General features: G+C 71.3%; 24 protein-coding genes and 2 pseudogenes. 11 read left to right on the top strand and 15 right to left on the bottom strand.

The window, feature by feature from the left end; translation table 11 throughout:
• Positions 1 to 53 precede the first annotated feature (53 nt).
• Complete coding sequence (locus ACQ614_RS37365) at positions 54 to 1,619, bottom strand: alpha/beta hydrolase (RefSeq protein WP_431683587.1); 1,566 nt, start codon at positions 1,617 to 1,619, stop codon at positions 54 to 56.
• A gap of 283 nt (positions 1,620 to 1,902) precedes the next feature.
• Between ACQ614_RS37365 and ACQ614_RS37360 the strand changes: the two genes are divergently transcribed.
• The gene (locus tag ACQ614_RS37360; protein WP_431683586.1) at positions 1,903 to 3,117 is read left to right on the top strand and encodes a M20 metallopeptidase family protein; all 1,215 of its coding nucleotides are present in this window, start codon (positions 1,903 to 1,905) and stop codon (positions 3,115 to 3,117) included.
• Between the two features lie 15 nt (positions 3,118 to 3,132).
• Here ACQ614_RS37360 and ACQ614_RS37355 read toward each other — a convergent pair whose 3' ends face one another.
• Positions 3,133 to 4,152: an Lrp/AsnC family transcriptional regulator gene (locus ACQ614_RS37355; RefSeq protein WP_431683585.1), complete on the bottom strand. Its 1,020-nt coding sequence runs from the start codon at positions 4,150 to 4,152 to the stop codon at positions 3,133 to 3,135.
• A 123-nt stretch (positions 4,153 to 4,275) separates the two neighbouring features.
• Here ACQ614_RS37355 and ACQ614_RS37350 point away from each other — a divergent pair, with 123 nt between their 5' ends.
• Positions 4,276 to 5,676 (top strand): MFS transporter, encoded by a 1,401-nt coding sequence (locus ACQ614_RS37350; protein WP_431683584.1) that lies wholly within the window; start codon positions 4,276 to 4,278, stop codon positions 5,674 to 5,676.
• Here the strand turns inward: ACQ614_RS37350 and ACQ614_RS37345 are convergent.
• Positions 5,592 to 5,861, bottom strand: a complete 270-nt coding sequence (locus ACQ614_RS37345) for a hypothetical protein (protein WP_431683583.1) — start codon at positions 5,859 to 5,861, stop codon at positions 5,592 to 5,594. The genes ACQ614_RS37350 and ACQ614_RS37345 overlap by 85 nt on opposite strands.
• A 183-nt stretch (positions 5,862 to 6,044) precedes the next feature.
• On the opposite strand from ACQ614_RS37345, the gene ACQ614_RS37340 reads away from it, so the two are divergent.
• Positions 6,045 to 7,493, top strand: coding sequence for a hypothetical protein (locus ACQ614_RS37340; RefSeq protein ID WP_431683582.1), 1,449 nt, complete (start codon positions 6,045 to 6,047; stop codon positions 7,491 to 7,493).
• Positions 7,494 to 7,600: 107 nt separating this feature from the next.
• Here the strand turns inward: ACQ614_RS37340 and ACQ614_RS37335 are convergent.
• A pseudogene (locus tag ACQ614_RS37335) lies at positions 7,601 to 7,949 on the bottom strand (hypothetical protein); the annotation flags it as partial.
• Positions 7,950 to 7,983: 34 nt separating this feature from the next.
• On the opposite strand from ACQ614_RS37335, the gene ACQ614_RS37330 reads away from it, so the two are divergent.
• The gene (locus ACQ614_RS37330; RefSeq protein ID WP_431683581.1) at positions 7,984 to 8,151 is read left to right on the top strand and encodes a hypothetical protein; all 168 of its coding nucleotides are present in this window, start codon (positions 7,984 to 7,986) and stop codon (positions 8,149 to 8,151) included.
• Between the two features lie 233 nt (positions 8,152 to 8,384).
• Here the strand turns inward: ACQ614_RS37330 and ACQ614_RS37325 are convergent, their stop codons facing one another.
• The 3 genes from ACQ614_RS37325 to ACQ614_RS37315 form a co-directional block, all read right to left on the bottom strand.
• Positions 8,385 to 8,921 (bottom strand): hypothetical protein, encoded by a 537-nt coding sequence (locus tag ACQ614_RS37325; protein ID WP_431683580.1) that lies wholly within the window; start codon positions 8,919 to 8,921, stop codon positions 8,385 to 8,387.
• A gap of 277 nt (positions 8,922 to 9,198) precedes the next feature.
• Entirely contained in the window at positions 9,199 to 9,750 is a 552-nt protein-coding gene (locus tag ACQ614_RS37320) for a hypothetical protein (RefSeq protein ID WP_431683579.1), read from the bottom strand.
• Between the two features lie 277 nt (positions 9,751 to 10,027).
• On the bottom strand, positions 10,028 to 11,023 hold the full coding sequence (locus ACQ614_RS37315; RefSeq protein WP_431683578.1) for an IS630 family transposase: 996 nt from the start codon (positions 11,021 to 11,023) through the stop codon (positions 10,028 to 10,030).
• Between the two features lie 241 nt (positions 11,024 to 11,264).
• Here ACQ614_RS37315 and ACQ614_RS37310 point away from each other — a divergent pair, with 241 nt between their 5' ends.
• Both ACQ614_RS37310 and ACQ614_RS37305 read left to right on the top strand, forming a co-directional pair.
• Positions 11,265 to 12,581 (top strand): IS701 family transposase, encoded by a 1,317-nt coding sequence (locus tag ACQ614_RS37310; RefSeq protein WP_431676575.1) that lies wholly within the window; start codon positions 11,265 to 11,267, stop codon positions 12,579 to 12,581.
• A gap of 60 nt (positions 12,582 to 12,641) precedes the next feature.
• Positions 12,642 to 13,025: a hypothetical protein gene (locus ACQ614_RS37305; protein WP_431683577.1), complete on the top strand. Its 384-nt coding sequence runs from the start codon at positions 12,642 to 12,644 to the stop codon at positions 13,023 to 13,025.
• 175 nt (positions 13,026 to 13,200) lie between these two features.
• Here the strand turns inward: ACQ614_RS37305 and ACQ614_RS37300 are convergent.
• From ACQ614_RS37300 to ACQ614_RS37285, 4 genes and pseudogenes are all read right to left on the bottom strand, one after another.
• Positions 13,201 to 13,619: pseudogene (locus ACQ614_RS37300) on the bottom strand (transposase); the annotation flags it as partial.
• 115 nt (positions 13,620 to 13,734) lie between these two features.
• Positions 13,735 to 14,283 (bottom strand): hypothetical protein, encoded by a 549-nt coding sequence (locus ACQ614_RS37295; protein WP_431683576.1) that lies wholly within the window; start codon positions 14,281 to 14,283, stop codon positions 13,735 to 13,737.
• Positions 14,284 to 14,663: 380 nt separating this feature from the next.
• Complete coding sequence (locus ACQ614_RS37290; RefSeq protein WP_431683575.1) at positions 14,664 to 15,167, bottom strand: cupin domain-containing protein; 504 nt, start codon at positions 15,165 to 15,167, stop codon at positions 14,664 to 14,666.
• Positions 15,168 to 15,222: 55 nt separating this feature from the next.
• On the bottom strand, positions 15,223 to 16,122 hold the full coding sequence (locus tag ACQ614_RS37285; protein WP_431683574.1) for an EamA family transporter: 900 nt from the start codon (positions 16,120 to 16,122) through the stop codon (positions 15,223 to 15,225).
• 68 nt (positions 16,123 to 16,190) lie between these two features.
• On the opposite strand from ACQ614_RS37285, the gene ACQ614_RS37280 reads away from it, so the two are divergent.
• Positions 16,191 to 17,051, top strand: coding sequence for a LysR family transcriptional regulator (locus tag ACQ614_RS37280; protein WP_431683573.1), 861 nt, complete (start codon positions 16,191 to 16,193; stop codon positions 17,049 to 17,051).
• Between the two features lie 215 nt (positions 17,052 to 17,266).
• Here ACQ614_RS37280 and ACQ614_RS37275 read toward each other — a convergent pair whose 3' ends face one another.
• On the bottom strand, positions 17,267 to 18,781 hold the full coding sequence (locus ACQ614_RS37275) for an alpha/beta fold hydrolase (protein WP_431684119.1): 1,515 nt from the start codon (positions 18,779 to 18,781) through the stop codon (positions 17,267 to 17,269).
• 96 nt (positions 18,782 to 18,877) lie between these two features.
• Between ACQ614_RS37275 and ACQ614_RS37270 the strand changes: the two genes are divergently transcribed.
• The gene (locus ACQ614_RS37270) at positions 18,878 to 19,798 is read left to right on the top strand and encodes a MerR family transcriptional regulator (RefSeq protein WP_431683572.1); all 921 of its coding nucleotides are present in this window, start codon (positions 18,878 to 18,880) and stop codon (positions 19,796 to 19,798) included.
• Positions 19,799 to 19,942: 144 nt separating this feature from the next.
• Here the strand turns inward: ACQ614_RS37270 and ACQ614_RS37265 are convergent, their stop codons facing one another.
• Complete coding sequence (locus ACQ614_RS37265; RefSeq protein ID WP_431683571.1) at positions 19,943 to 21,055, bottom strand: acyltransferase family protein; 1,113 nt, start codon at positions 21,053 to 21,055, stop codon at positions 19,943 to 19,945.
• A 200-nt stretch (positions 21,056 to 21,255) separates the two neighbouring features.
• Here ACQ614_RS37265 and ACQ614_RS37260 point away from each other — a divergent pair, with 200 nt between their 5' ends.
• Both ACQ614_RS37260 and ACQ614_RS37255 read left to right on the top strand, forming a co-directional pair.
• Positions 21,256 to 21,951, top strand: a complete 696-nt coding sequence (locus ACQ614_RS37260; protein ID WP_431683570.1) for an alpha/beta fold hydrolase — start codon at positions 21,256 to 21,258, stop codon at positions 21,949 to 21,951.
• A gap of 100 nt (positions 21,952 to 22,051) precedes the next feature.
• Positions 22,052 to 22,690, top strand: coding sequence for a TMEM175 family protein (locus ACQ614_RS37255; RefSeq protein ID WP_431683569.1), 639 nt, complete (start codon positions 22,052 to 22,054; stop codon positions 22,688 to 22,690).
• 38 nt (positions 22,691 to 22,728) lie between these two features.
• Here the strand turns inward: ACQ614_RS37255 and ACQ614_RS37250 are convergent, their stop codons facing one another.
• Together ACQ614_RS37250 and ACQ614_RS37245 are read right to left on the bottom strand one after the other, a co-directional pair.
• A complete protein-coding gene (locus ACQ614_RS37250; RefSeq protein WP_431683568.1) occupies positions 22,729 to 23,253 on the bottom strand; it encodes a hypothetical protein in 525 nt (174 codons plus the stop codon).
• A 158-nt stretch (positions 23,254 to 23,411) separates the two neighbouring features.
• A complete protein-coding gene (locus ACQ614_RS37245; protein WP_431684118.1) occupies positions 23,412 to 23,765 on the bottom strand; it encodes an AhpC/TSA family protein in 354 nt (117 codons plus the stop codon).
• 71 nt (positions 23,766 to 23,836) lie between these two features.
• On the opposite strand from ACQ614_RS37245, the gene ACQ614_RS37240 reads away from it, so the two are divergent.
• On the top strand, positions 23,837 to 25,051 hold the full coding sequence (locus tag ACQ614_RS37240) for an IS3 family transposase (protein ID WP_431683567.1): 1,215 nt from the start codon (positions 23,837 to 23,839) through the stop codon (positions 25,049 to 25,051).
• The last annotated feature ends 335 nt before the right edge of the window (positions 25,052 to 25,386 follow it).

Raw genomic sequence — 25,386 nt, 5'->3', positions numbered from 1 at the left:
GACGCACCGCGGGCGGCCGGACGGCCCCGGTCGTCACGGCCTCGCGGCAGCCCTCACGCCGGGAACGGGTCGGCGTCGGGCTTGAGGACCTGGCCCGGCCCGGGGGCGGTACGGTCCACCAGGTAGGAGGTCACCAGGGCGTTCAGCGCCTTGCTGCGGCCGACGGCGCAGTGCTCCACCACGTCGACGGTGACCAGGACGGCATTGCCGAGCTCCTGCTGCATGCGCTGCGCGAACTTGTACTGGGTGGCCGGGTCGAAGGTGTTGCCGATGACCATCACCGGGGTGGCGGTCCTCTTGTTCCACGGCCCGGTGTACCGCTCCGACCACAGCGCCGGGGCGGGCCAGGTCGCGCACGGCGGCGCGTCGAAGGCCTGGTAACGGCCGAAGGTCGGGGCCTCCTTCTCCCACACCCGGGCCACCAGCGGGAAGAGCCTGGGGGCCGGCGGGTACGGCTTGTCCTGGCAGTTGACGGCGTAGTAGGAGTCGTCCGCGCTGTACGGCGTGTCCGCCGGGGCCTCGCGGAGCGCCGCCGGGGCGGGCCGGGCGAGCAGGTTCGCCTCGTCCGTGGAGGGCGCGACGAGGCTCGGCTGCGGGTTGATCGCCAGGTGCAGCGCCTGCAGCGAGCGGGCCAGCGGCGCCTGGCGGCTCTGGGCGTACAGCGCGTTGGCGACCTGGCTGGTGAAGGTGGACAGCGTGACGGTGGCGCCGCCCGGCAGGGTGACGGCGTTGGTCCGCAGGTGGTCGCGGAGCGCGTCGAACTTGCCGCGGGTGTCCTTGTCGGCGAAGGCGCAGCGCGGGGCGCCCGCGGTCTGGCAGCGCCTCAGGTACTCGTCCAGGGCGAGTTCGAAGCCCTGGGCGCGCTGCCGGTCGTACTCCAGGCCGTTGTGCAGGCGCAGCTGCGGGTCGACGTTGCCGTCGATGATCAGTGCGCGGACCTTGTCCGGGTACATGTTGGCGTAGGTGGAGCCGATCAGCGTGCCGTAGGAGAAACCGGCGAAGGTGAGCTTGGCGTCGCCGACACCCTGCCGCATCCGGTCGAGGTCGCGGACCACGTTCATGGTGGACATGTGCTTGACGAGCTCGCCGGCGTTGCGGGCGCAGGCGTCGGTGTAGTCCTTGTCGGCGGCGAGGGTGCCGTCGATCTCGGTCTGGGTGGTCGGCACACCGGTCATCCGGTCGAAGACCGCGTTGGCCTCCTCGTCGGTGGTGAAGCACTTGAGCGGGTTGCTCAGGGCCACGCCGCGCGGGTCGAAGCCGATCAGGTCGAAGCTGTCCGTGACCCGGGGTTCGAAGCGGGTGGTGGTCGCCCACAGGTAGCCGCTGCCGCCCGGGCCGCCGGGGTTGAGGAAGAGGGAGCCGATCCGCTTGGCCGGGTCCCCGGCGCGGCGGCGCATCATCGCGATGCCGATCGTCTCGCCGGACGGCTTCGCGTAGTCGAGCGGGACGGGGTAGACGGCGCAGTCGTAGATCTTCGGGTCCGGCTTGGACGGATCCGGGTTGCACGGCTTCCAGTCGACCGGCTGCACCTTGGCCGCCTGGGCGGCTGACGGTGCGGCGGGCGGTGCGGCCGAAGCCGCGGCGGCGGTACCGGCGACAAGGGCGAAAGCGCTGGTCACAGCCACTGCGAGGGTCGAAAAGCGTAACAAGGGGCCTCCCGGTTTCGGCAAACCCGCTCAGCGTGCCAGTCGGCGGTCCGCATGGGAAGACCCGTACACGCCAAGAGTTTTCGGACAGGCCTTCCGGGGCTGACGGGTCGTCGGTGCGGCTGCGACGGTTCGGGGGTGCGCGCCGGCGGGATCGTGCAAGCGGGCGGGGGCGGGCGGCCGATCCGTGCGGATCGCGGGGCGGGCGCGGCCGCAGGGGGACCATTCGGGGACCGTCTACCCAGGAGGAGTGGCCATGTCGGCTCCCGTTCACCTGTCCGCGCTGCGCGAGTCGGCCGAAAGGCTGCGACCGGGCCTGGTCGAGCTGCGGCGGGCCCTGCACCGGGCACCCGAGATCGGGCTCGACCTGCCGCTGACCCGCGCCCGGGTGCTGGGTGCACTCGACGGCCTGCCGCTGGAGATCACCCTCGGCGAGAAGCTCTCCTCGGTCACCGCGGTGCTGAGAGGCGGCCGGCCCGGCCCGGCCGTCCTGCTGCGCGCCGACCTGGACGCGCTGCCGGTGCAGGAGGCCACCGCACTGCCGTACGCCTCGCAGGTGCCCGGGGCGATGCACGCCTGCGGCCACGACCTGCACACCGCGGCCCTGGTCGGCGCGGCCCGGCTGCTCGCCGAACGGCAGGAGCAGCTCGCGGGCAGCGTGGTGTTCATGTTCCAGCCCGGCGAGGAGGGCGGGGGCGGTGCCGCGCTGATGGTCGAGGAAGGCGTGCTGGACGCGGCCGGCGAGCGGGTCTCGGCGGCGTACGCGCTGCACGTGGGCGCGGCACTGCTGCCGGGCGGCTGGGTGACGACCCGGCCAGGACCGATCATGGCGGCCTCCGACACTCTCCGGGTGACCGTTCGCGGCCGCGGCGGCCACGGGTCGAGCCCGTACCTGGCGCTGGACCCCGTCCCGGCGGCCTGCGAAGCGGTGCTCGCCCTGCAGACCATGACGACCCGCCGGTTCGACGCCTTCGACCCGGTGGTGCTCACCGTCGGCACCTTCCACGCCGGCACCGTGGAGAACGTCATCCCCGACGAGGCGGTGTTCGCCGCGACCGTCCGCTCCTTCTCCCCCGAGGCGCGGGCCCTGGTCGCCGAGGAGGCCGTCCGGGTCGTCCGGGGCATCGGCGATGCCCACGGCATGACCGTCGACGCCGTCCTCGAGCCGGGCTACCCGGTGACCGTCAACGACCCGGCGGAGGCGGCGTTCGCCGCCGGCACCGCACGGCAACTGCTCGGCGAGGACCGGTACGTCGAGATGCCGCGCCCGATCGCCGGCTCCGAGGACTTCGGAGTCCTGGCCCGGCTGGTGCCCTCGGCCTACCTGATGCTCGGCGCCTGCCCGCCCGGCCGGGACCCGTTCACGGCCGCCTACAACCACTCCGCCGAGGCCGAGTTCGACGACGCGGTCCTGCCCGACGCAGCCGCCCTGCTGGCCGCCCTCGCCCTCGGCCGCCTCACCCGCGGCTGAGCCGACCCCGTCGGGTCAGCCGATCGCCCTCGGGGTGGGCCAGGGGTCGATGGGGACGTAGCCGTTGGAGCGGCCGTCCGGGGTGAGGAGGCGGCCGACCAGCTTGACCGTACGGAGGGTCACCATCCGTTCGCGGACCCGCAGGTGGGGGAAGCGGCCGGTCAACTCCTCCTCCAGTCGGCGGAGTTCCGACGTGCGGTGGACGACCAGGTAGAGCGCCAGGTTGGCCGGACCGACCGTCACCGCGCACATCCGCGCCTGCGGAAGGCCCGCCAGCCACCCGGTGGCCTCCTCCAGCCGGCCCGCCGGCACCTCCAGCCAGAGCATGGCGCCGAGCGGATGCCCGGTGACCCGCGGCGAGGCGTCGCACCGCAGCACCATCCGCCCGGAGTCCCTCAGTTCGGCCAGCCGCCGGCGCACCGTGGAGGCCGGCAGGCCGGTCCGTCCGGCGAGTTCGGCGTACGGCATCCGGCCGTCCCCGCCGAGCGCCTGCATCAGTGCGAGGTCCTCCTCGATCTGCCGGGAGGCGGGCACGCTCCGCGGTGCGGCCGGCTGTTCGGCGATCGCCCGGCGCTGTTCGGCGTCCAGTGCACCGTCGCTCCACCGGCTGCCCTCCCGGACGGTCCGTTCCACCAGCGAGGTGCGGGTCCGCTCGACGCCGGGCACGGCCGACACCTGTTCCAGCAGGTACCCGGCGAGCCCCGCCCGGTCCCCCGCGCCGACGGTGAGCAGCAGGTCGGCGCCGCCGGTGACCACCTCGATCGACGCCACCTGCGGGTGCCCGGCCAGTGCGGCCGCCACCTCGGCGACCAGGCCGGCCCGGCACTCCACCTCCACGAGTGCGGTCAGCCCGCGGCCGATCCGGTCCGCCGACGGGTAGCAGGTCACCCAGGCGTCGCCGTCCGCCTCCAGCCGTGCCCAGCGCCGGGAGAGGGTGGCCGGGTCCACGCCGAGCGGGCCGGCCAGCCTGGACCACGGTGCCCGCGGGTCCATCCGCAGGGCGTCCACCAGGGCCAGGTCCAGCTCGTCGTTCATGGCCGATCCTTGCGCGGAGAGGTCCGCAGATGCGAAATCGTGCGGTTCGGGGTCGTAGCGCCCCAGGTTAGCCATCCTTGCGGCCACCCCCAACGCCCTCCGGCCCCCAACGGATGTGTGCCCATGACCCAGACCGTCCCCGCCGCGGTCCACCCCGCCCGGGCTGCGGCCCGCGCGACCGTCCCCCTGCTCGTGCTGGTGGAGTTCGCCAGCGGAGTGCTGCAGGGCGGCTTCCCGATCCTGCTGCCCCGCCTGGGCGAGCAGCTCCACCTCGACGCGGGCGACCTGAGCCTCGCCCTCGGCGTCGAGTTCCTGGTCTCCGGTGTCGCCGTGCCGCTGACCTCGCGCCTCGGCGACCTGCACGGCCACCGGCTGCTGCTGCGGATCACCGTCCTGCTCACCCTGCTCGGCGCGCTGTGCACCGCCGTCGCCACCGACCTGCCGGTGCTGCTGCTCGGCCGCGCCCTGTCGGGCTTCCTCGCCTGCTGGCTGCCGCTGGAGTTCGCGATCCTGCGCGACGACCTGGGCGAGGAGCGCGGCGGCCGGGCGGTCGGACCGCTGGTCGGCTCGCTGACCGTCGGATCGACGCTCGGCGCCCTCGCCGTCGGCGGTCTCGGCACCGGCGACTCCGCCACCCGCCCGCTGCTGTGGGGCCTCGCGGTGCTCCCGCTGCTGGCGCTGCCGGTGGTGTGGCGGTTCGTGCCCGACTCGCGGACCCGGGCGGACGGGCGGACCGACTGGGCGGGCGCCGTCCTGCTGTCCCTGGGCCTGACCCTGCTGCTGGCCGGCCTCGGCGGCAGCGCCGTCCTGCCCGGCGCGGCCGCCGCGACGCTGCTCGTCCTCGGCCCGGTGCTGCTCGCCCTGTTCGTCCGCCACGAGCTGCGCACCGACCGGCCGATGGTGGACGTCCGGCTGCTCTCCCGGCGTGCCACCGCGCCGGTCTTCGCCCTGAGCTTCCTGCTCGGCTGCGCACTGTACGGCGCCCAGGGCCCGACACTGGCCTTCGAGGCCGCCGACCCGGCCGAGACGGGCTACGGCCTGGGCGCCGCCCCGCTGCAGCTCGGCCTGCTGTACCTGCCGCAGACGGTCGCCGCCATGCTCGGCGCGGTCACCGCCGACCGCCTCGCCCGCCGGTACGGCGCCGCCGCGGTCCTCGCGTCCGGCTTCGCGCTGTGCGCCGCCGGGTACGCCGCGATCGCCCTCGGCCACCACGCGTACTGGCAGTTCGCCGTGCCGGGTGCGGTCTGCGGGTACGGCGCCGGCCTGGGTCTCAGCCTGCTTCCCGGCCTGCTGATGCGGCGTCTGCCGCGCGACCAGACCGGTATCGGCACCGGCGTCTACAACACCCTCAAGTCCCTGGCGGGTGTCGCCGCCGGCGCGGGGGCGGCGGCCGTCCTGGACCGTCTGCTGCTGCGTCCGGCCGTACCGCAGGAGGGCGCCTACACCGCCGTCTGGACGGCCTGCGCCCTCGCCTGCGCGCTCGGCACGCCGATCGGACTCGCGCTGCGCGAGGGCCGCAGGTAGCCGCCTGGGGCTTCGTCCTCGGCGGCCGGCGCGAGCACGCTCTCGCGGGTGGTCTCCGGGCGCGTCATGGCGCTCTCGGCCTCGGCCAACTGCGCTGTCAGCGGGTCGGTCTGGCCGCGCAGTTGCTCGACGCGGTCGCGGGCGGCTCTCTCGCGCTCGGCCAGCCGTTCCAGCAGTGATCCCATCGTGTGCCTCCTGCCGTGCGCTGCCTCCTGCGCGCGGTGGATCGCGCCAGGCCGGCGTCCTGGTGTCGGCCAGGCGGCGGCACACATTCGGCGGTCTGCACGGCGCCCGTGAGAGCTTTGGGATCGCGGCCGAACGGAGCAGTTCCTCTTGAAAATCGCCTAGTCAGGTTTGATCTTGGCTCCATGAGCACTCAGCCGTGGGTAATCGTGGAGCCGCCCGACAGTCGCGGCCTTCGCAAGGTCATCATCAACGGGGAGGTGGTCGCCAGCGCCTGGTCACTTCGCGAACTGCGAAAGAACCTGAATCGCCTCGGCTGCCCGGAAACAATGGACATGGAGGACCCAACATACATACATTGGCGCGGAGGGGACAGCAACACGTGGCCCAGCCGTCCATGGAGAAGGCGCGGAATCCTGGCGCTGATGGTCGCGGGAATGCTCGGGTCCGCCATCATGCACATAACCATCGGCTGGCCGGACGCCCTCGGGGCACTTACTTTCGCGCAAAGAATTGTCGGTGCCATTTTTATCCTGATGGGCCTGCTACAGGCCGTGGCAATATTTGCAGCCCTTGACTACTGGGGAAGGCGACAGTCGAACATATCCGGAGCGATCGTCCTGCTCGGGGCCCTGTTTACACTTCCGACCAGCGCCATTCTTTTATTCATGTGGCTCGAGGAGAGGGAGTACACGCCCTACCTGTTTGCATTTATGCCACTTCTCCTCTGGTCTGCATGGGCACTCTATTTGCTCATTCGCGAAAAGGCTTGGCAGGGAATTCCGCACCCGAAGAAATTTGCGGCCGGGGTTGCTGCCACTGCGCTTCTGACAGCCGTCAGCATTGCCTATTCGACCATGTATCAACCCACCGCCGCGCCGATTCGATTTATCCTCAAGGCGGAATTCGGCACACCACAGGCAACCTCTGATCCCGCTTACGTCAACGTTCCACTCAAGCTGTATGTCAAAAATGACGGGGGGATCCCCGTGTACATCATCAACGATGACTACACCGTCTGGGGGGCGCCGATGATCCCCGCCGCCAATGGTGACGGCCTAGAAGAGTGGAGAACTGGTTTCAGCGAACGAGCCGAACGATACGCCCATGAAAGCACGGCTGAGGTAGTAAGTTCAGGACATTTCAACACGCTCGGCTCCCTGCTTGAAGCAGGAGAGGAATTCTCCTCTGAGCAAACAATTACACTGCCTGCGGATGCGCGATACGGCCAGTTGGAAGCGATATTGGGGATCGACTACATGAGAAGGGATCGCGGCAGGCTCGACCCGGAATACGGATATATTGCGGGGAACTCCTGGGACAAGGATGATGCGCGGTTCTACTGCCCTCCGGATGAATGCGGAGAGTACGTCGTATATTACAGCCGAGTGCGCCACAACAACAACATGGTCAATGTGACGCGCAGGCCGCGAAATTTGGCGGCCTTCTGGGGGCCGGAGACTAGCTACGACGACTTTATTTCGTCGGTCGACTTCGAAAAAGCGACTCGCGATATTTACAACAGAATCGACGAAGGAGAGATTTCCAGAGAGCGGGACAGCTATGGCCTGGGGAAAGTGTATACAAATTCCATAATGCCCGCATCGAAATTGTTGATCGTTTCCGAGGGCTAACAGATTGCGTACAGCCTGTCGCAAGGCGAGCCGAACGAGCTCATGTTAGGAGACCACGAGGCGGTGACAAGCTCCGACCTCATCCGGTAGAAGCCTGCGGCCGAAGATCAGCAGTACCGAATGACCAGAGCTTCACCGCACTCGGCCATTAGATAGGAGTCCTGATCGCGACGACTACGGCAATCGCCGGCACACAGCGGCAGGTGGGCGTCGTCCTCCACAACGGCGTGATGACTACTCATCGACCAATAGATCATCGATTCCACGCTGGTCGGCAGCGTCTCGCAGTCGCGAACCAAGCGCCGGTGCAGCATCAGCGCCCCGGGTCTGCTCGACCACCCAGCGCCTGGGCACCGGCGCGAACCCTTTGACGCCAGGATCTCGCTGGACGACTTCGACGTCGATGCCCAACGTGGCGCCGTGCACGACCACGGCTCTCCGGAGGCGGGTTTCTACGCATACGCTGGCGCCGAGCATCGAGGAGGCCGGCATGAACGAGAAGGAAGCACTGTTGCGGATCGCGTCCCTGCACAGTGACGACTACGACGAGGGCCGCCACTACTGCATCGACTGTGGGCAGTCATTGCCGTGCAACACGCTCCAGGTGATCGAGACGGTAGGGCAGTCGCTCTGGCATGCGAAGTCGGCTGATCTCTGATCGCGTGCCCCATCCGTGCCCCAAGAGACGGAGACGAGCGGCAACTGGCGGTCAATAGTGGGCCCCCGCTGATCAGGGGCTGAGATCGCTCAGAACAGCACAAATACACGTCAGGGCGGCTGCCCTGATGCGCACTTGGCGAGATTCCCAAGCTCAGGTCTGCCTGGCCGGCTCGACATCGGTCATTGAGAATCCGCCACCCGCGTGCATTGGCCCTGACACGAGGTGCTGCATCAGCTCTCTACGACCAGACGCACCCCTGGCGCGAAGGCAGTGACTGCGGCCTGGAGACGCACGGGGTCCAGCTCGGTCCACAACAGCTTCTTACTTGCCGGCGGGAGCTCTGCTGCCACGTTCTTCGGACGAATGTAATCCGGATGGCCGACGAGAGGTGGCGATCCGGCGCTTCGCTGAAGGCTTATGTACTGTCCCCTTGACCTCATACTGTTGCCCATTCGAAGGTGCCACACGCGAATCCCCTCGATGTCCTCCCATGGAACGGTCTGCGTACGGGAACGGGTTGGTAGTGGCACGCGGCCCAACGTGACTCCGTGGTGATCGATCCTGACGGCGACGCGACGGCTGCTGGCCACCACAGCCGTCGCGATGAAGCCGATGCCACCTGTAGTCAACGCGATCAGCCCGATGAACCACATCGGTTGCTGCAGGGCGATGGCGAGGGCAGTGGGAAGGAGGCCGAGAAGCGCTCCAACGACGGAGCGGCGGTGCCAGCCGTAGCGCGCCTCGTAGATCGAGGGGGGAGAGTCCATAGCCGTGATCATCTCCAACGCGGCCTGTGCGCGAAGGGGATTCTGACGGCAGCGTGACGGCAACGCCAGCGAACGCCACGGTCTCCAGCGGACAACCACGGACAACCGGCGACAGAGGTCCGCAGGCCGGAGGGCCGGTCACGTTGGACGATGAACTTGCCTGAAAAGCGACGCGAGGTGGCCCCCGCCCTAGCCCGGCTCGAACACGGCTGGTCCCCTCCACAGCGGACCGGCACTTAGGTTCTGTCCGGTGGGTCCCGGCGTCATAGGCCTCAGGTCACCCAAATCTGGGCAGATCCGCCGCAATTCGGCCGGTGGCCACCCAGGATCTGATGACCGGCTCCGCGGGCGATCCGAAGGCGCCCCCCAGCAGGATGTGCAGCAGGAGTTCGGCAGCCGTTGCGAACAGCATCGGGGGAGAATCATGATCGTAGCCCGCCCGGTCGATCACCAGTTGGCCGGCCGGTAGGGCCCCACTGGTAAGGGCATGCAGGCCGTCCGCCGCAGCATGATCCAGCTCTTCGGGCAGGCCCGGCAGCAGCGCACTGCGCAGCAACCCCTGCTGTGGCGTAGGCCAGACCGTCTCCCAGAACCTGACCCGCCAGGCCAGCCGATCGCCCTCTCCCGGCGCGAACTCGCCACCCACTAACGCGCTGAACCGCAGACCGCCGTAGTTCTGCTGCAGTTCCAGAACGGCACGGGACCGGACACCCGCGCTAATCGGGCGTGCGAGGGCCAGCCCGCTGAAATCCCGCTTGCCCAGGAGGCTGAACTCACGGCGGTCGTTGTCGACTGCCGCGCTTCGGCCGGACGTCCTCACCACGAACACACAGAACTCCTCTTACTTTCATCCAACGCCGTGAGGGCGACGGCCCCGGACGGCGGGGGGCGTGGCGTGGGCAGAGGGCCGGTGCGCCGCCAGGCGAGCGGGCCTTCCGATCACATGATCCACCGGACAGAGCCTACGGGCCTGAACGCCGGTCGACGCAGGGCAGGAGAAACCTATCCGGCGTGCCATCGCGGTGCCAGATCGAGCGGTACGCCACGGCATCGACCGGCATGCGCTCACGGGTAAATGGCGCGACTGGTGATATTGACCCGAAACGCTAAATTTCCGGCACCTCGGTGATGTAGCGAACGTGCGGGCCCTGGAAGTAGCCGCGGACGATGTGCGGCTGCTTCTGTCGGCGGCGGAAGAAGCGCCGGACCTCGTCGGCGAGCTGGTCGGCATTGCGGGCTCGGGAGGCCGGCAGCAGGGTTCGTTTCAGGTCGGCGTTGACCAGCTCGTCCGGGTTGGTCTCGGGCGCGTACGCGGGCAGCAGGTGCAGGGTGATGCGGCCGGGGTGATCGGCGAGCCAGGCACGGACCTTCTTGCTGCGATGGACGGAGTGCCGGTCGACGACGAGGTGGACCGGGCGGTCGAACTGCCTGTTCAGGCGGTCGAGGAAGTCGCGGAACACCTCGGCGGTGAACGATCCCCGGTAGACGGTGAACCACATCCGGCCCCGCGGGCTGATCGCGGACATCGCGTTGACCGAGAAGCGGTTGCCGGTCCGGCGCACGATCGGCGTCTGGCCGCACGGGGCCCAGATCCGGCCGGACACCTGGTCGGAGCGGACGCCGGTCTGGTCGGCGAACAGCACTTCGACACCTTCCTCCCGGGCCTTCACGCGGATGGCGGGCCAGGTCTCCTCGCGCCAGGCGCGGACCGCCTCCATGTCCTGCTCGATCGCGCGCTTGTCCGGGCGCTGGAACGACAGGCCCCAGCGCTTGAGGTACTTGCCCACACCCTGCTCGGTCAGCCGCACCCGGTACAGCAGGGCGATCAGGTCGCCGACGATCGCCCGGGTCCACAACTGCCCACCCAGGCCCAGGTCTTCGGGACGGTGGTCGATCAGGGCCTGCCGGACGCACTGCTGCCGGTCGGGATCGAGCACCTGGTGCTCGCCCACCCGCCGGCCACGGGTCCTGGACACCAGCGCCTCACGGCCGCCGGCCTGCCAGGCGGCCCACCAGTCGGTCACCGACTCCACGGTCACACCCAGGAACCCGGCCACCTCGCGCCGATCCCGGCCCGCCCGGAGCGCCGCAACCGCCCGCATCCGCAGAGCTTCCTGAGCCTTCGGCGACAGCCGCCGAGCGTCCCCCACCAGATCCATCGCACAGCCATAGGCCAACACGCGCTGTTGTGATCAACGAGCCCGTACTTCGGAACCTTACCATTTCGGGTCAATAGCACACCCACCTCGTCTTTCGCGGTTTTCATGATCGAAAGAGGGGGCTTGTGTCGTAGACGTGCGGAAGCATCGACGGGTCTGTTCCACCTCTGTCGAGGGGCCGTCGATGCTTCCACCGGGGACCGTACCCCCTTCGCTGTTACTCGTGCTGGCGGTCTTCCGGGATTGCTTCACCGCGCCGTCGTTCGAGACGCTCGCGGCGCTGGTCACGGGGACGGTGACACGTACTGGGCGGCGGACGGTGACCGGGATGCTGACCGGCGCCGGACTGTCGGCCCGGTGGCCGCACGACCGGGCCCACCGGTTCTTCGCCGCCGGGGTGTGGGACCTGGACCGGGTCGGCCTCGTGCTGGCCCGTCTGATCGTGGAGCGGCTGCTGCCCGCGGGGGCTGCGCTGCAGGTCGCCGTCGACGACACGCTGTTCAAGCGCACGGGGCGCAAGGTCTTCGGTGCCGCGTGGCAGTACGACGGTGCGGCCACCGGACCGAAGCCCATCGGGCGGGGGACCTGCTTCGTGGTGGTCGCCCTGGTGGTGCGCCTGCCTTTCCTCACCCGCCCGATCGCGTTGCCCATCCTGGCCCGGCTGTGGCGCCCCAAACAGGGGAAGACGAAAGTCGATCTCGCCCTCGACCTGGTCGCGCTGCTGGCCCGCGCGTTCACCGACCGGCGGATCGACGTGGTGGCCGACGGCGCCTACCACGGCCGCGCCCTGCGCGAGCTGCCCGGCACGGTGACGTGGACGTGCCGGCTGCCGGTCAACGCCGCCCTGTACGAACTCGCCCCGCCGCCGACCGGCCGCCGTGGCCGGCCGTGCCTGAAGGGCGCCAAGATCGGCACCCCGAAGAGCTGGGCCGAGCAGGCAGTCTTCACCGCGCACACCGTCACCCGGTACAACCGGCCGCCCGCGACCGTGCACATCGCCGAGCTCGTCTGCCTGTGGTACGGCAGCTTCCACACCCGCACCATCCGCGTCCTGCTCGTCCGCGACCCGGGCTCGACCAAGCCCTTCGACCTGGCCCTGGTCACCACCGACCTGACCACCCCCGCCGCCGAGCTGGTGGAACGCTACGCCGGCCGCTGGTCGATCGAGACCACCTTCGAGGAAGTCCGCGAACACCTGGGCGTCGGCCAGGCCCAGAACAGGGTCCGGGCGGCGGTCGAGCGCACCGTGCCGTTCGGCCTGTACGTCTACAGCCTCACCGTCATCTGGTACGCCCTTCACGGCCACCACCCCGCCGACGTCGCCGAGCACCGGGCCCGCGCCCCCTGGTACACCACCAAGACCACCCCGTCCTTCCAGGACATGGTCGTCAAGCTCCGGCGCACCGTCATTGCGGCCAGGAATATGCCCGAACACGCAGGTCAGCCCACCGACCACGAAATCGCCGCCGTCCACCGGGCCTGGGCCGCCGCAGCCGCGTAGCCCACAAGACGATCAAGAAAACCGCGAAAGACGAGTCCTAACTCGCGCGAGTTCGGTGCGTTGATCCAGGGGTTCCGCGCTGAAGAATTCTCCGGCAAGCGTGTCAGGCTTTCGGCGCTCATGCGCACTAAGAATGTTTCAGAGGCTGCTGCGATCTGGCTGCGCGTGGATGCTGGTGAGGAAGCAGTGGCATTCGAGAACACGGAGTCGGAGAGTCGCCGACTGAGTGGAACCAGCGGCTGGGTGAGGAGGGATATTGTCCTGGATGTACCGGCCGAAGGTGAGAAAATTCTCATCGGCGCGCTGCTGAGCGGTGATGGATGTGTGTGGGTTGACTCCTTTACCTTTGAGGTCGTGGGTGATGATGTCGCGCTCACCCGGGAGCCGCAACCCCCTCTCCCTGCCGGGCCCGTGAATCTCGACTTCTCCCAAGGAATCAACTGATCACGCGACATGGGTTCCCGGCGATGCAGCTGGGTAGTGGCCGCGTGCCAGGTTGGGCGGGGACCAGCGGTGAATCGGGGTGCTTGCGCGGTGCGACTGGCAGTTCAGCCGGCCAGGCATCTGGCCAGGTCGGCCCGGTTGGCCAACTCCCGTTCTCTTGAAGCCGGCGTCCACCCATCCCTTGGTGACGCCCGGGTTGCTTCCCCGCGTCCAGACCGGTCGTGGCTGCCGGGGCGTTGAGCGGGGCACCCACTGTCTGCAAGTCCAGAACCACAGCGGTGGGGTCCTCGGTCCGCCCGGCCTTCTCACGCACCTGCCAACGCAGCAGGTCATGGATGGCCTGGGTGGTGCCGTCGTCAAGCCACTTGGCGACGTAGTAGTACACCGCGCCGTACGGCGGAAGGTCGTGCGGCCGGTAGCGCCACTGACAGCCGGTCCGGCCTGATACCGGATCGCATTCACGATCTCCCGCAGGTCGTACCTGCCCTGATGGCCGCTGACCGACGGATGCGCGCCCTCCCACGCCGTCAGGACCGGCCGGATCAGCTCCCACCGCTCATCCGACAGATCGCTCAGGTACGGGGACACGCTCACCCGTACTCCCGCTCCAGCGCAACACAGCCGGACGTCAACTCCTATGACACCTGACCTACTTCAGCAGGCCAGGGCGACCCGGCGCCAGCGCCCCATAACGCCCTCCGAGTCACGCTCAGTCCGTCAGGTGGAGGCGCGGGCCCTCGAAGTAGTAGGTACGGGCCATGGACAACTCGACGACCTGACGCCCGGCCGCCAGGGCCCGCTCGGCTGCGTCCCGGCCGCCGAACTCCCGTAGGTCGCGGCGGTATTCGTAGAACCCCTCCAGGCGTACCTCGTTGTCGAGCAGCGCCATCGACTCGCGGTCGCCGACCATGGTGACCGACAGGAAGTCCTGGTTCAGCGGGTCCTTGTAGTAGTGACGCACCGCCGTGTAGCCGGTACCGGGCGGCAGCGGCGCGCTGCTGCCGCGCCAGCCCAGCGTCTCCAGGGCCGCCTTCCAGCGCCCTGCCACCTCGACCGGACTGCCGTCGACAGCCACGTACCGGGCCTGCATCCGCTGGCAATTGATCTCACCGACCCTCGCACCCTCGAAGGACCCGGGCCATACGCAGCGGTCCAGCACCGCGTCGCCGAGCAGCTCCGGGTGGCCCGGCAGAGTGGCGAGCGCTTCAGCCAGGCGCTGGTCCAGTCCCGCCCGCGCGATGCTGCTCGCCTTCGACACCTTGCCGGAGTTGGCCGGCCCGGCCCGGCAGCACCCAGGCATAGCAGTACCAGCCCCCGGCCACGAGGGCCCCCACCAGCACTGCCATCAGCAGCGACCGGCGCACCCGGGGAAATTTGGTTTCGGTCATCCGGCCGATGCTGCCAGCCGGGTGTCACGGCTCTGCCACCGCCCCGTCCGCGAACCGGCGCACCGTCAGGAAAACCCTCCGTCGCCCGGACCTCGTCCCGGTAGGCGGGCGGCGGCGCACAGGGCCGCGTCCACATCCACGTCGGCGCCGCGCCGCGACAGAGGGGGTGGCGGACGCGCTGCCGGGCTTCGGGCCGGCCGAGTCCGCGCCGCGTCTCGCATGAGCCGGACGAAGACTCGTGTAGCACCTCTCAGTGCGGTCCGGACGGGCGGCAGTACCGGCGGATCAGCTCCTCGTGGCCCGGGAAGCGTTCCAGCAGGTCGTCGACCCGGCCGAGGGTCATGTCGGCGAAGTCGAAGCCGGGCGCGACCGCCTCGCTGATCAGCCCGTGGTCCCCGGCCTCCAGGTGGGAGGCCTTCCAGACGCCGCCTGGCACGGCGAGCACGAGGTGCTGGCCCCGGCCGGGGTCCTGGCCGAGAACGGCGGTCTCCCGGCGGCCGTCCGGGTGGATCAGGTGGTAGGTGATCGGGTCGCCGTGGTGGTGGAAGTGCAGGATGTCGGACCGGTTGAGGTGCCAGTGCCCGATCGGCGACCAGTGGGTCAGCAGGTAGTGGATGGAGGTGAGGGTGTAGCGCTCGCCGTACGGCGTGGCAACCATCGCACGGTGGTCGGCCTGGAAGGTGCGCCGGAAGTACCCGCCCTCGACGTGCGCTTCCAGGCCCAGCGCCTCGATCCACTGATGCGCCGTCGGCATCGTGTCCTCCTCCTCGGTCGGTGGTTCGATTCTGCAGGCCCGGCGGCGTCGGCGGTCACCGGGCTCGGGCCGGGCGGGGCGCGGCGGCGAGGGCCGCGGCCGAGTTGGCGGCGACGATCGCCGCGATGGCCAGCCAGTCGACGAGCGGCAGGCGCTGGCCGAGCACGGCCCACCCCACCAGGGCCGCCATCACCGGGTGGACGCTCATGAAGACGCCGAAGAAGTGCGCGGGCACCGTGCGCAGCGCCAGCATGTCGGCCAGGAACGGCACCGCGGACGACAGCACCCCGGCCGCGGCGGCGCACCCCAGCGCCGCGGCGGTCGGCCGGTGGTCGGCGAAGACCAGGATGCCGACCGGCACGTACAGCAGGCCGGAGACGGCGGCCGCCGCACCCGAGCCCTCCGCGCCGGGCAGGCGCGTGCCGATGAGGCGGTTGAGCAGGATGTAGGCCGCCCAGCAGGCCGCCGCGGCGAGGCCGAGGCCCAGCCCGAGGTAGTCCGTGGTGGGTTCGGGGCGCAGCAGCACCAGGACGGCGGCGCCGGCGACCAGGGCGCACACCAGGTCGCGGGCGCGCCGGGACGCGGCCAGGGCGACGGTGAGCGGGCCGAGGAATTCCAGCGTGACGGCGAGGCCGAGCCCGATGCGGCTGACGGCCGTGTAGAGGGTGAGGTTCATGGTCGCGAAGACCAGGGCGAGCGAGAGGACCGGCCACCACTGCTGCCAGGTGTAGCTGCGCAGGCGGGGCCGCCCGACGGCGACCAGGACGACGGCGGCCACCCACTGGCGTACCGCGACGACGCCGGCCGGGCCGATGACGGGGAACGCCAGGGCGCCGGTGGCGGCGCCGAGTTGGTTGGACAGGGCGCTGCCGGTCATCGTGATGATGCCGGCGGGCCGGGCGGGACGGGCCGCCGGGGCGGTCGTCGCCTCGTGAGCGGGCGCGGAGGTCGTCATGACCGCAGGATGCGCTTCCTCGCGCGATACGAAAAATGCATGGACGCATCGATCGATACGCTGGGCGTATGGATCTGGAGCTGAGGCAACTGCGCTGTCTGGTGGCGATCGTCGACACCGGCAGCTTCACCGATGCCGCCATCGAGCTGGGCGTGTCACAGGCCGCCGTGTCGCGCGGCCTGGCCGGGCTGGAGAGCGTCCTCGGGACGCGGCTGCTGCACCGCACCAGCCGGAGCATCGCACCGACCGCGTCCGGCACCCTGGTGCTGGCGCGGGCCCGCCGCCTGCTCGCCGAGGTCGAGGACCTGGTCCGCGAGGCCGCCACCGGGCACACCCGCCTCCGGGTGGGGCACGCCTGGTCGGCGATGGGCCGTCACACGGCGGCGTTCCAGCGCCGCTGGGCACAGGCACACCCGGAGATCGAACTGCAGCTCGTCCGCACCAACACCTCGACCGGCGGGCTCGCCGAGGGGGTGTGCGACCTCGCGATCGTCCGCGGCGCCTTCGACGCCCAGCGCTTCGCCAGTTCCGTCGTCGGACTCGAGCGGCGCACCGTCGCCCTCGCCGCGGACGACCCGTGGGCCGGGCGGCGCTCCATCGGTCTGCCGGAGACCTGCGAACGGACGGTCGTCGTCGACCGGCGCACCGGCACCACCACCCCCGACCTGTGGCCCGCCGGCGCCCGGCCGTCGCTGGAGTACACCTCGGACGTCGACGACTGGCTCGCCGCCATCACGACCGGGCGCAGCATCGGCATCACCCCCGAGAGCACCGCCACGCAGTACCGGCGCGAGGGCATCGTCTTCCGCCCCCTGCGCGGCGCGCCGCCCGTGGCCGTCCACGTCGTCTGGCCGCGCCGCGACGCCCACCCGGCGACCGCCGAGGCGGTGGCCCTCGTCGCCGAGCTGTACGCGTCACCGCCGCGCTGAGCGCCCGTCGGGCCGCGGGGCGGCGTCCCGGCGGTCGACCTCCGGCGGCGGCGGGAAGATCCCGGTCTCCAGGAAGTAGGCCGCGCCGCCATGCCGGGTGCGCTCGCCCGGCGGCGCGGCGCCACCGCCGACCTCGTCCGCGCCACCGCGGACCACCGCACGGCCGGGCCCCTGTGACGACCGCAGGCGGCCCGGTGTGCGGTGGTCGGGTCCGGTCAGCCGCGCAGGTGGGCGAGGACGCTCCGCATCGCGTGCTCCACCGCGCGGCGGGCCTGCTCGGTGTCGCCGGTCGTGTCGAATCCGTGGCGCCCGTCCGGCACGTCGACCACCTCCACCTCGGCCTCGCAGGCCTTGGCCGCCGCCAGGAACTCCTCCACCGTGGCCGCGATCCCCTCGCTCTCCAGGCCCACCCGGGTCAGCACGATCGGCAGCCGCCCCGCACCGCGCACCGCGGCCGCCGGGCGGAACCTGGGCTCGACCGCTCCCCACCCGGGCAGCGGCGCGAGGACGGGGTAGGTCGCCGCCGTGCACCGCAGCCAGACCGGGGGCGCGGCGAGCCAGTCCGCGAGCAGCAGTCCGCCGGCCGAGAAGTGCCACAGGGCGATCCGCTCACCGTCCACCCGCGGGTCGGCACGGAGCAGCGCGACGGCCTCGGCGACGTCCTCGGCGGCGAGGGCGCAGTCCTCCAGGCTGTGCAGCCGGTGGTCCAGGGTCGCGCCGACCGCGCCCAGGCTCGCGGCGTACCGGGCGTGGCCGGCGATGCCCGGCCAGTCCCTCGGGGTGGGCCGCAGGTCGGCGGGGACGGGGCCGCCGTGGACGAAGAGCACCGCCGGCCGGGGCGTGCCGGGATCGGCGCCGCCGGGGACGTACAGGTCGACCCGGCCGACCCGCTCGCGGGGCAGCTCGGGCACGTCCAGCAGGAAGGGCCGCAGGTATCCGGGCTGCTCGCCGGAGGCGGTGATCCGGTGGCCGCCGCCCGCGGCCGCGTCCAGCAGTACCTCGGCCAGCTCGCCGGGGCGGGACAGCATCGGCCAGTGCCCGGTGGCGAGTTCGAAGAACCCCACCCGGGGGTCGGCGAGCGCCCGGAACTGCGGCAGCCCGCCCGCGACCAGGCTTTCGACCAGGGCGATGCCGTGTCCGCTCCCGGTGCAGAGGATGCCGGTGGTGGGCAGTGCGGCGACCGCGCCCGAGAGCCTGAGCGGCCGGGTCAGGGTGCCTGCGGGCTGCGGGCGGGCCAGGCCGGTCAGCCGGGCGAGTGCCTCGTCCGACAGGCCGGCCGTGCTGCCCCAGCGCTGCCACTCGCCGGGTGCGGGCACCGGGAGCGTCCCGCCGTCCGCGGCCGGTCCGGACGGGTCGAACAGGCTCCGGCGCACGGCCTGGTCCGGCACCAGTGCGGCGGCCGTGTCGCCGTCCTGCGGCATGCCCGCGTCCAGGTACACGATCCGGGTGACCCGCTCCGGGCGGCGGTCGGCGGCGCCGAGCACCGGGTGGATGCCGTAGTCGTGGCCGACGAGCACCACCTGCGGCGCCTCCACCGTGTCGATCAGGCGCAGCACGTCCTCGATGTGGGTCTCGAGGTCCGTGCCCGGGCCGGCCTCTGCGGGCCGGTCGCCCATGCCGGTGAGGGTCACCGGGTGCACCTCGGCCCCCGCGTCGCGCAGCCGGTCGGCCGCCTCCTGCCAGATCCAGCCGCCGGTGAAGCACCCCGACACCAGGACGAACGCCGTCATGATGGTCTCCTTGCCGTCTCGGTCCGCGCGGGCGGCCCGGTCGGCCGCCCGCGCCCGCCGGTACGGTAGGAACTCCACCTGGGGGAGGTTCAAGTCGTGCTGCCGGACGGGTTGTGGAGCATCGGCGAACTCGCCGAACGCGCGGGCGTCACCGTGAAGACCGTCCGCTACTACTCCGACCGGGGCCTGCTGCCCGCGGCCGCCCGGAGCGCCGGCGGCCACCGCCGGTACGGCCCCGAGGCGCTCGACCGGCTCCGGACGATCCGTTCCCTGCGCACCCTCGACCTGCCGGTCGCCGACATCGACCGTGTCCTCGACCGTGAGGACACGCTGGAGGACGTGGTCGCCGGGCAGTTGAAGGAGCTCGGCTCCCGACTGGCCGCCCTGCGCTGGCGGGAGGCCGCGCTGCGGCTCCTGCGGGACTGCACCGCGGAGGAGCGCGCCGACCGGCTGCGGCTGATCGGTGCGGTCTCCACCCCGCCGGACACCACCGCGCTGGCCCGCTACTGGCGACGCGTCCTGCCCGTCCGGCTGCCCGCCCGGCAGGTCGCGTGGATCACCGACGCGGCCGTGCCCCGGCCGCCCGCGGACCCGGAGCCGGCCCAGGTGCTGGCCTTCGCCCGGCTGCACGCCCTCGCCACCACGGACTGCCCCGCCCCCGACCGGCGGCCGCCGTCTCCCGAGCCCGGCACCGAGTACCGCCCCGGTGTGCTCTACGACGGTCTCGGTGAGGCGTACGAGCTGACCGCCCCGGCCCTGTGCGCCGGACGCGAGCCGCACGCGGGCGAGGCACTCGACTGCTTCGTCTCCGCCTACGCCGGCGCCCACGGCACCCGGGACACCCCGGCCTTCCGTCACAGCCTGGCCGGCCTCCTCGAGCGGTCCGCCCACCCCGTGATGGACCGCTACTGGCAGCTCGCCGGCGAACTCGCCGCCCCCGGCCACCCCACCCTCGGCGCCGCCCACGACTGGCTCCGCACCGCCCTGGACGGCCACCTCCGGCTACGGGGGCAGTGAGGCCGCGGCCGGGCACCGGCGCGCCGGCGACCGCGGCACACGGCACGGCCCCCGGGCCGGGCGGCTCCGGGGGCCTCGGACGAGCGGCAGTGCGGGTGTCGGGCTGCAGCCCCCCGTCACGTGAGGTGCCGATCTGTCGGCGCCTCAGCGTCCCGGCGGGTTCTCGGCGCGGCCCGGCGGAACGAACAGCCAGGACAACCGCGGCTCCACCAGCGGCCTCAGCACCCGGGCCGGCAGCGGGCTGCACAGCACCAGGGCCAGGGCGGCCGCACCCGCGGTCAGCAGCGCCTGGCCCGACAGCCGCTGCCACGGCGGCAGGTCGTAGAACCCGGCCGAGACCAGCCAGCGCTGCACGAAGGCATGCACGAGGAAGGCGTACATGGTGCCCGCCCCCAGCCGGCTCAGCAGGCTCTCCCGGCGGGGCACCAGGGCGAGGAAGGCCGCGGTCAGCACCAGGCCGCCGGCCATCAGGGCGGACGCCTCGAGCAGCCAGTGCACATAGGAGACGTCCAGGTCGGGCGCCCCCGAACTGCGGTACAGCCAGGCCGGCTCGAGCCGGTCGGCCAGCAGGTACGCCACCACGGCGCCGGCGGCGAGCACCGGGACCGCGGCGATCCGCAGCCAACGGGCCCGGATGAACCACTGCACGCGGGACTCCGTCATCGTCAGGCCGATGACGAAGAAGGGCAGGAACTGCAGGGTGCGGGTGATCGACAGCTGCGAACCGAGGGAGAACGCCCCCGCGCAGAGCGCGATGGCCGTGGCGGTCAGCACCGGCGCCCGCAGCATCCGCCACACGGGCGCGGTCAGCCGCCACAGGAACAGCGACACCAGGAACCAGGTGACCCACACCGGCGTCAGCGGCGCCAACCTCACCGCCCGGCCGTCCAGGTGGGCGGTGAACACCTCCAGCGCCGTCCCCCACACGAGGAACGGGACCAGCACGCCCGTCAACAGCCTGCGGAGCTGGTCGCTGCGGCCGGTGAAGCTCCGGGAGAAATAACCCGACATCAGCACGAAGGCCGGCATGTGGAAGGTGTAGACGAAGAGGTAGAGCGCGCGTACCAGGTGCCCGTGCGGGGTGCCGATCAGCGGCTCCCAGAAGTGCCCGCAGACGACCAGCACGATCGCCAGGACCTTCGCGTTGTCGAAGTACGCCGTGCGCTTCGCCCCCGTCGGCGCCGCTCCGGCCGGCGGGCGCCCGTCGGAAACGGGTTCCGCAACTCGCCCTGCGGACAGGGCCACGGGTATCGGCATGCACGACCTCATAGAAATCGAACGGGTGGCTGAACAGTGCGCCGGGATCCTATCCGCACGGCCTCCGGTGCGGCCCGGCAGCCCCCGCCGCGCCGGGGGCCGCCCGCGCAGCCCGGACGGGCACCGGTCGGACGCACACCGACCTGCCGCGGTGCGGTGTTCTCCTGACCGTGCGTCCGCGGAGGGGTACGGTCGCAGGTGTGGCCGATCACTCGAGCGTCGCCGTCCGCGGTATCCGGCTCTCCTACGGTGTGCAGGGGGAGCCGGGCGGTCCGCCGCTGGTGCTGCTGCATGCGCTGGGCGAGAGTGCCGCGGACTGGGACACCGTCGCACCGGTGCTCGCCCGGCACCGGCGGGTGTACGCGCTCGACCTGCGCGGCCACGGGCGCAGCTCCTGGCCGGGCACGTACTCGCTGGAGGAGATGCGCGACGACGTGCTCGCCTTCCTCGACGTCCTCGGGTTGGACCGGGTCGACCTGGTCGGGCACTCGATGGGCGGGGTCGTCGCCTACCTGCTGGCGCAGCAGCAGCCGCAGCGGGTCCGCCGCATGGTGCTGGAGGACGCGCCGCCGCCCCTCCCGCGCGCGCCGTCCACCCCGACCCGGCCGGACGGGCCGCTGGACTTCGACTGGGAGATGGTGCTCGCCCTGCGCAGGCAGATCGACGCCCCGGACCCGGCGTGGCTGCCGGGCCTGGCACGGATCACCGCCGAGACGCTGGTGGTCGCCGGGGGCCCGGAGAGCCATGTCCCGCAGCAGGGTCTGGCCGATCTCGCGCGGCGCATCCCCTCGGCGCGCCTGGTCACCATCCCGGCGGGCCACCTCGTCCACACCGCCGAACCCCGGGCGTTCACCGAGGCGGTGCTGGCCTTCCTGTCGGCCGACGGGGTCGACTGACCGCCCGTCGGGGTGGAGCGAGTGGGCGAACGGCGTGTCACACCGGCCGGCGGGCGGGGTGGCGCGGCGAGGATGGGCCGACCGACGAGGGAGGCCGCGGGTGCAGGCGAGGAAGCTCAGACGATTCGAGTCGCGCTCCACCGACCGGTTGATCTTCTTCTCCGATGCGGTGGTGGCGATCGCGATCACCCTGCTCGCGCTGGAGCTCCCGGTGCCCGAGGGGCCGGGCGTGGCCGAGTTCCGGTCGTCGGTCGCCGACGACCTCGACCACTACCTGGCGTTCCTGATCAGTTTCGTGGTGATCTCCGCGGCCTGGCGGCAGCACAACACCGCCTTCCGGTACGCCGAACGGATCGACTCCCGGGTGCGCACGCTCAACTTCTGGTGGCTGATGACGATCGTGCTCAACCCGTTCGCGACCAAGCTCCTCACCACCGAGGGCGACGACGTCGACACCATGCCGCTGCGCTTCGGCTTCTACGCGCTGCTGCAGTTCCTGGCGAACGCGGCGATCCTCGCCATGGTCCGCCGGATGTCCTTGCAGCACCTGCGCGACCCCGACGTCCCGCCCGCGTTCGCCGTCGCCGAGCAACGGGTGCTGTACGGCATGCTGGCCGGTTTCGGGCTGTCGATTCCCCTGTTCTTCCTCACCCCGTTCGCCTGGGTGCTGTGGATCGCGCTGCCGGTGGCCGCCGGGCAGGTGCGCCGGAACGTACGGGCCGACCCCACCGGCAGCTGAGCGGTCCGGCCGGCGGGGGCCGGCGGGGCTGCCTGCGGTCAGAAGACCAGCATGCAGAGGAAGACCACCGTACCGAGGACGATGCCGACGGCGATGGCGCCGACCAGTGCGGCGATCCATGCGCCCACATAGTCGGAGCCGTCCTGCAGTTCCCTGCGGGCCGCGGAGCGGAGGAGCCAGTGCGCGGGCAGGGCACCGGTGGCGAACACGGCGGCGGTGACGAAGCCGAAACTCAGGGCGCCGCCCGACGAGGTCTCGTACGCGCCGCCCTGCACGATCCTGACCGGCCGGCCGACCCCCTCGTGGTGGATCTCGGCGGGTTCGTGGAGGACCGTCGCACGGCGTTCACCGGCGGGCGCGGCGTAGGTGCCCCGGCAGGCCGATCCGAAGTCCTGGTCCTCCCAGCAGTGGCCGACGGTGAAGATGCCGTCCGTGCCGCCGAGCCCCGTGGTGGCCGCCAGCCGGGCACCGCCGGCCAGCCACGTCGCCACCGCCGTCCCGAGCAGGAGGGCGACGCCGGCCGCTCTCATCACGTACTGCGTCGGCCGCCGCAGTTCAGCCATGACTCCCCCACCCTTCCGCCGGTGCCGCCATTCTGTCCTGCCGTCATGACATCGCAACAACACGGCCTTTTGTGGAAGGGGAGTTGACGTCGGCGCGGGCGCATCCCCACCGGGGTTCTCCTGGTCCGCCCCCCACGGTGGCGCCGGGCCGCGGCCGTTCAGGCCCCGGCGGCCTCCCGTCCTGCCACCGGCTGCTGTGCCGTTCGGTGCCGGGCGGCGAGGTCGAGAACGGTCTCCACCGGCCAGTGGTCGGCGGCGTGTTCGCCGTGGTGCAGGGCGAGGATGCGGCCGTCGGGGCCGACCAGGAAGTCTGCGGGAAGGCCGAGGCGGCCGCCCAACGGCCGTGCCGCCGGGGGGCGTTCCTGCCCGCGGAGGGCGAGCGGGATACTCCGCGCCAGGGCCCGGGCGATGGTCGGCCACACCCGGGGGTCGAGCACGGCACGGGCGCCGCGCTCGACGCCGTAGGCTCGGTAGAGGGTCCGATCGGGGTCGGCGACGAGGGGGAAGGGCAGGCTGAGGTTCCCCCGCTGACCTGGACAGCTTGATACTGGGACGGATGGTCCCGGAGGAAGCAGCCCAGGTAGTGAGCAAGCAGAACAACAGGAGCAAGCGGTACACGGCCGAGTTCAAGCAGGACGCGGTCGAGCTCGCGCTGTCCTCGGACAGGACCGTCACCGAGGTGGCCCGGGATCTCGGCGTCAGTGCCGAGGGCCTGCGGAACTGGGTCAACCAGGCCAAGGCGGACCGGGGCGAGGGCCCGGTGGGCGCGCTGACCAGCGCGGAACGCGAGGAGCTCGCCCGGCTTCGGCGGCAGAACCGGGAACAGCAGCAGACCATCGAGATCCTGAAAAAAAGCCGCGGCCTTCTTCGCGCAGGACACGCTGAAGTAGGCACCCTGTGCGCCTTCGTCGACGCGGAGAAGGCCACCGACACCAACCCCGGCGGCTTCAGCGTGGCACTGCTGTGCCGCGCCCTGGGCCTGCCGCGCTCCACCTACTACGCGCACGTCGCGGCCGCCCCGGCCCGGCGGGCCCGGCAGCGGGCCGAGGAGAAGCTGGTGGGTGAGATCCGGCTCCTGCATGCCGGCTCGCGCGGCGCCTACGGCGTTCCCCGAGTCCACGCCGCCCTGGCACGGGCGGGCCGTGCGGTCAACCGCAAACGAGTCGAGCGGCTGATGCGTGCGCACGGCATCACCGGCATCACCCGCCGCCGACGCCGGGGGCTGACCCGGCAGGCGAAGCGGGCAGTGTTCGCGGCCGACCTGATCGGCCGGGACTTCACCGCCCCCAGACCCGGGATGCGGCTGGTTGGCGACATGACCGAACTGATCACCGAGGAAGGGAAGTTGTACCTGGCGACCTGCATCGACCTCGCAACGCGGGAGGTGGTCGGTTGGGCGCTGGCGGACCACCACCGGGCCGAGCTGCCGGTCGCCGCGCTGCGGCTGGCGGCCGGACGCGGACAGCTGGAGGCCGGCTGCATCATGCACACCGACCGCGGCAGTGAATACACCAGCAGTGAATTCCGCTCGGTGATAGGCGAGTTGGGCATGAGGCAGTCGATGGGCCGGGTCGGCTCCTGTTACGATAACGCCGCAGCGGAGAGCTGGTTCGCCCTGTTCAAGGCCGAGATCGGCACCACAGCGTGGGCCACTCGAGCCCAGGCTCGAGCCGATGTCTTCCGCTTCATCGAAGTCGAGTACAACCGCAGTCGGCTCCGCAGGCACCCCGAACTCGGGTACCTCACCCCGCTCGAAACCCGGGTCAGACTGCAGCGCGACTTCACCCCCGCAGCGTAGAAACCCGCTGTCCAAGATCAAGGGGGAACTTCAGCACGACATCCTCTTCGCATAGGGGGCACGGGAGAGACTATGGGCCGCAGCGCCCGCAGATCGGACGTTTCGTCAGATGCCGCTCTTACGCGGGCTTGCCGTGGGCGACAGTGCAGGCATCTGCACCGGCCGGGAGGCAGGAGGGGCACCGACCACCCGCTGCGATCTGCGGCAATGCTCGCTCGGGGAGCCACGCAAGGCTCGGCGCGTCGTGCGGGCGTCTTGGTGGAGGCTGGTCGCCATAATCGATAGATTGTCCTGGTTGGGCACTATTTGGACGCCTTCGCCCAGTCGACAGGGAA

This window comes from Kitasatospora dryopteridis, from assembly GCF_050749075.1.
In the GTDB taxonomy this organism is placed as follows: Bacteria; Actinomycetota; Actinomycetes; order Streptomycetales; family Streptomycetaceae; genus Kitasatospora.
Note: the sequence above shows the minus strand (reverse complement) of the source record. Positions and strands in the feature narration are given on the sequence as shown.

Coding starts and splice junctions, on each gene's coding strand:
- ACQ614_RS37360 (WP_431683586.1), top strand. CDS start 1,903: ATGTCGGCTCCCGTTCACCTGTCCGCGCTGCGCGAGTCGGCCGAAAGG.
- ACQ614_RS37355 (WP_431683585.1), bottom strand. CDS start 4,152: ATGAACGACGAGCTGGACCTGGCCCTGGTGGACGCCCTGCGGATGGAC.
- ACQ614_RS37350 (WP_431683584.1), top strand. CDS start 4,276: ATGACCCAGACCGTCCCCGCCGCGGTCCACCCCGCCCGGGCTGCGGCC.
- ACQ614_RS37345 (WP_431683583.1), bottom strand. CDS start 5,861: ATGGGATCACTGCTGGAACGGCTGGCCGAGCGCGAGAGAGCCGCCCGC.
- ACQ614_RS37340 (WP_431683582.1), top strand. CDS start 6,045: ATGAGCACTCAGCCGTGGGTAATCGTGGAGCCGCCCGACAGTCGCGGC.
- ACQ614_RS37330 (WP_431683581.1), top strand. CDS start 7,984: ATGAACGAGAAGGAAGCACTGTTGCGGATCGCGTCCCTGCACAGTGAC.
- ACQ614_RS37325 (WP_431683580.1), bottom strand. CDS start 8,921: ATGGACTCTCCCCCCTCGATCTACGAGGCGCGCTACGGCTGGCACCGC.
- ACQ614_RS37315 (WP_431683578.1), bottom strand. CDS start 11,023: ATGCGGGCGGTTGCGGCGCTCCGGGCGGGCCGGGATCGGCGCGAGGTG.
- ACQ614_RS37310 (WP_431676575.1), top strand. CDS start 11,265: ATGCTTCCACCGGGGACCGTACCCCCTTCGCTGTTACTCGTGCTGGCG.
- ACQ614_RS37290 (WP_431683575.1), bottom strand. CDS start 15,167: ATGCCGACGGCGCATCAGTGGATCGAGGCGCTGGGCCTGGAAGCGCAC.
- ACQ614_RS37285 (WP_431683574.1), bottom strand. CDS start 16,122: ATGACGACCTCCGCGCCCGCTCACGAGGCGACGACCGCCCCGGCGGCC.
- ACQ614_RS37280 (WP_431683573.1), top strand. CDS start 16,191: ATGGATCTGGAGCTGAGGCAACTGCGCTGTCTGGTGGCGATCGTCGAC.
- ACQ614_RS37275 (WP_431684119.1), bottom strand. CDS start 18,781: ATGACGGCGTTCGTCCTGGTGTCGGGGTGCTTCACCGGCGGCTGGATC.
- ACQ614_RS37265 (WP_431683571.1), bottom strand. CDS start 21,055: ATGCCGATACCCGTGGCCCTGTCCGCAGGGCGAGTTGCGGAACCCGTT.
- ACQ614_RS37250 (WP_431683568.1), bottom strand. CDS start 23,253: ATGGCTGAACTGCGGCGGCCGACGCAGTACGTGATGAGAGCGGCCGGC.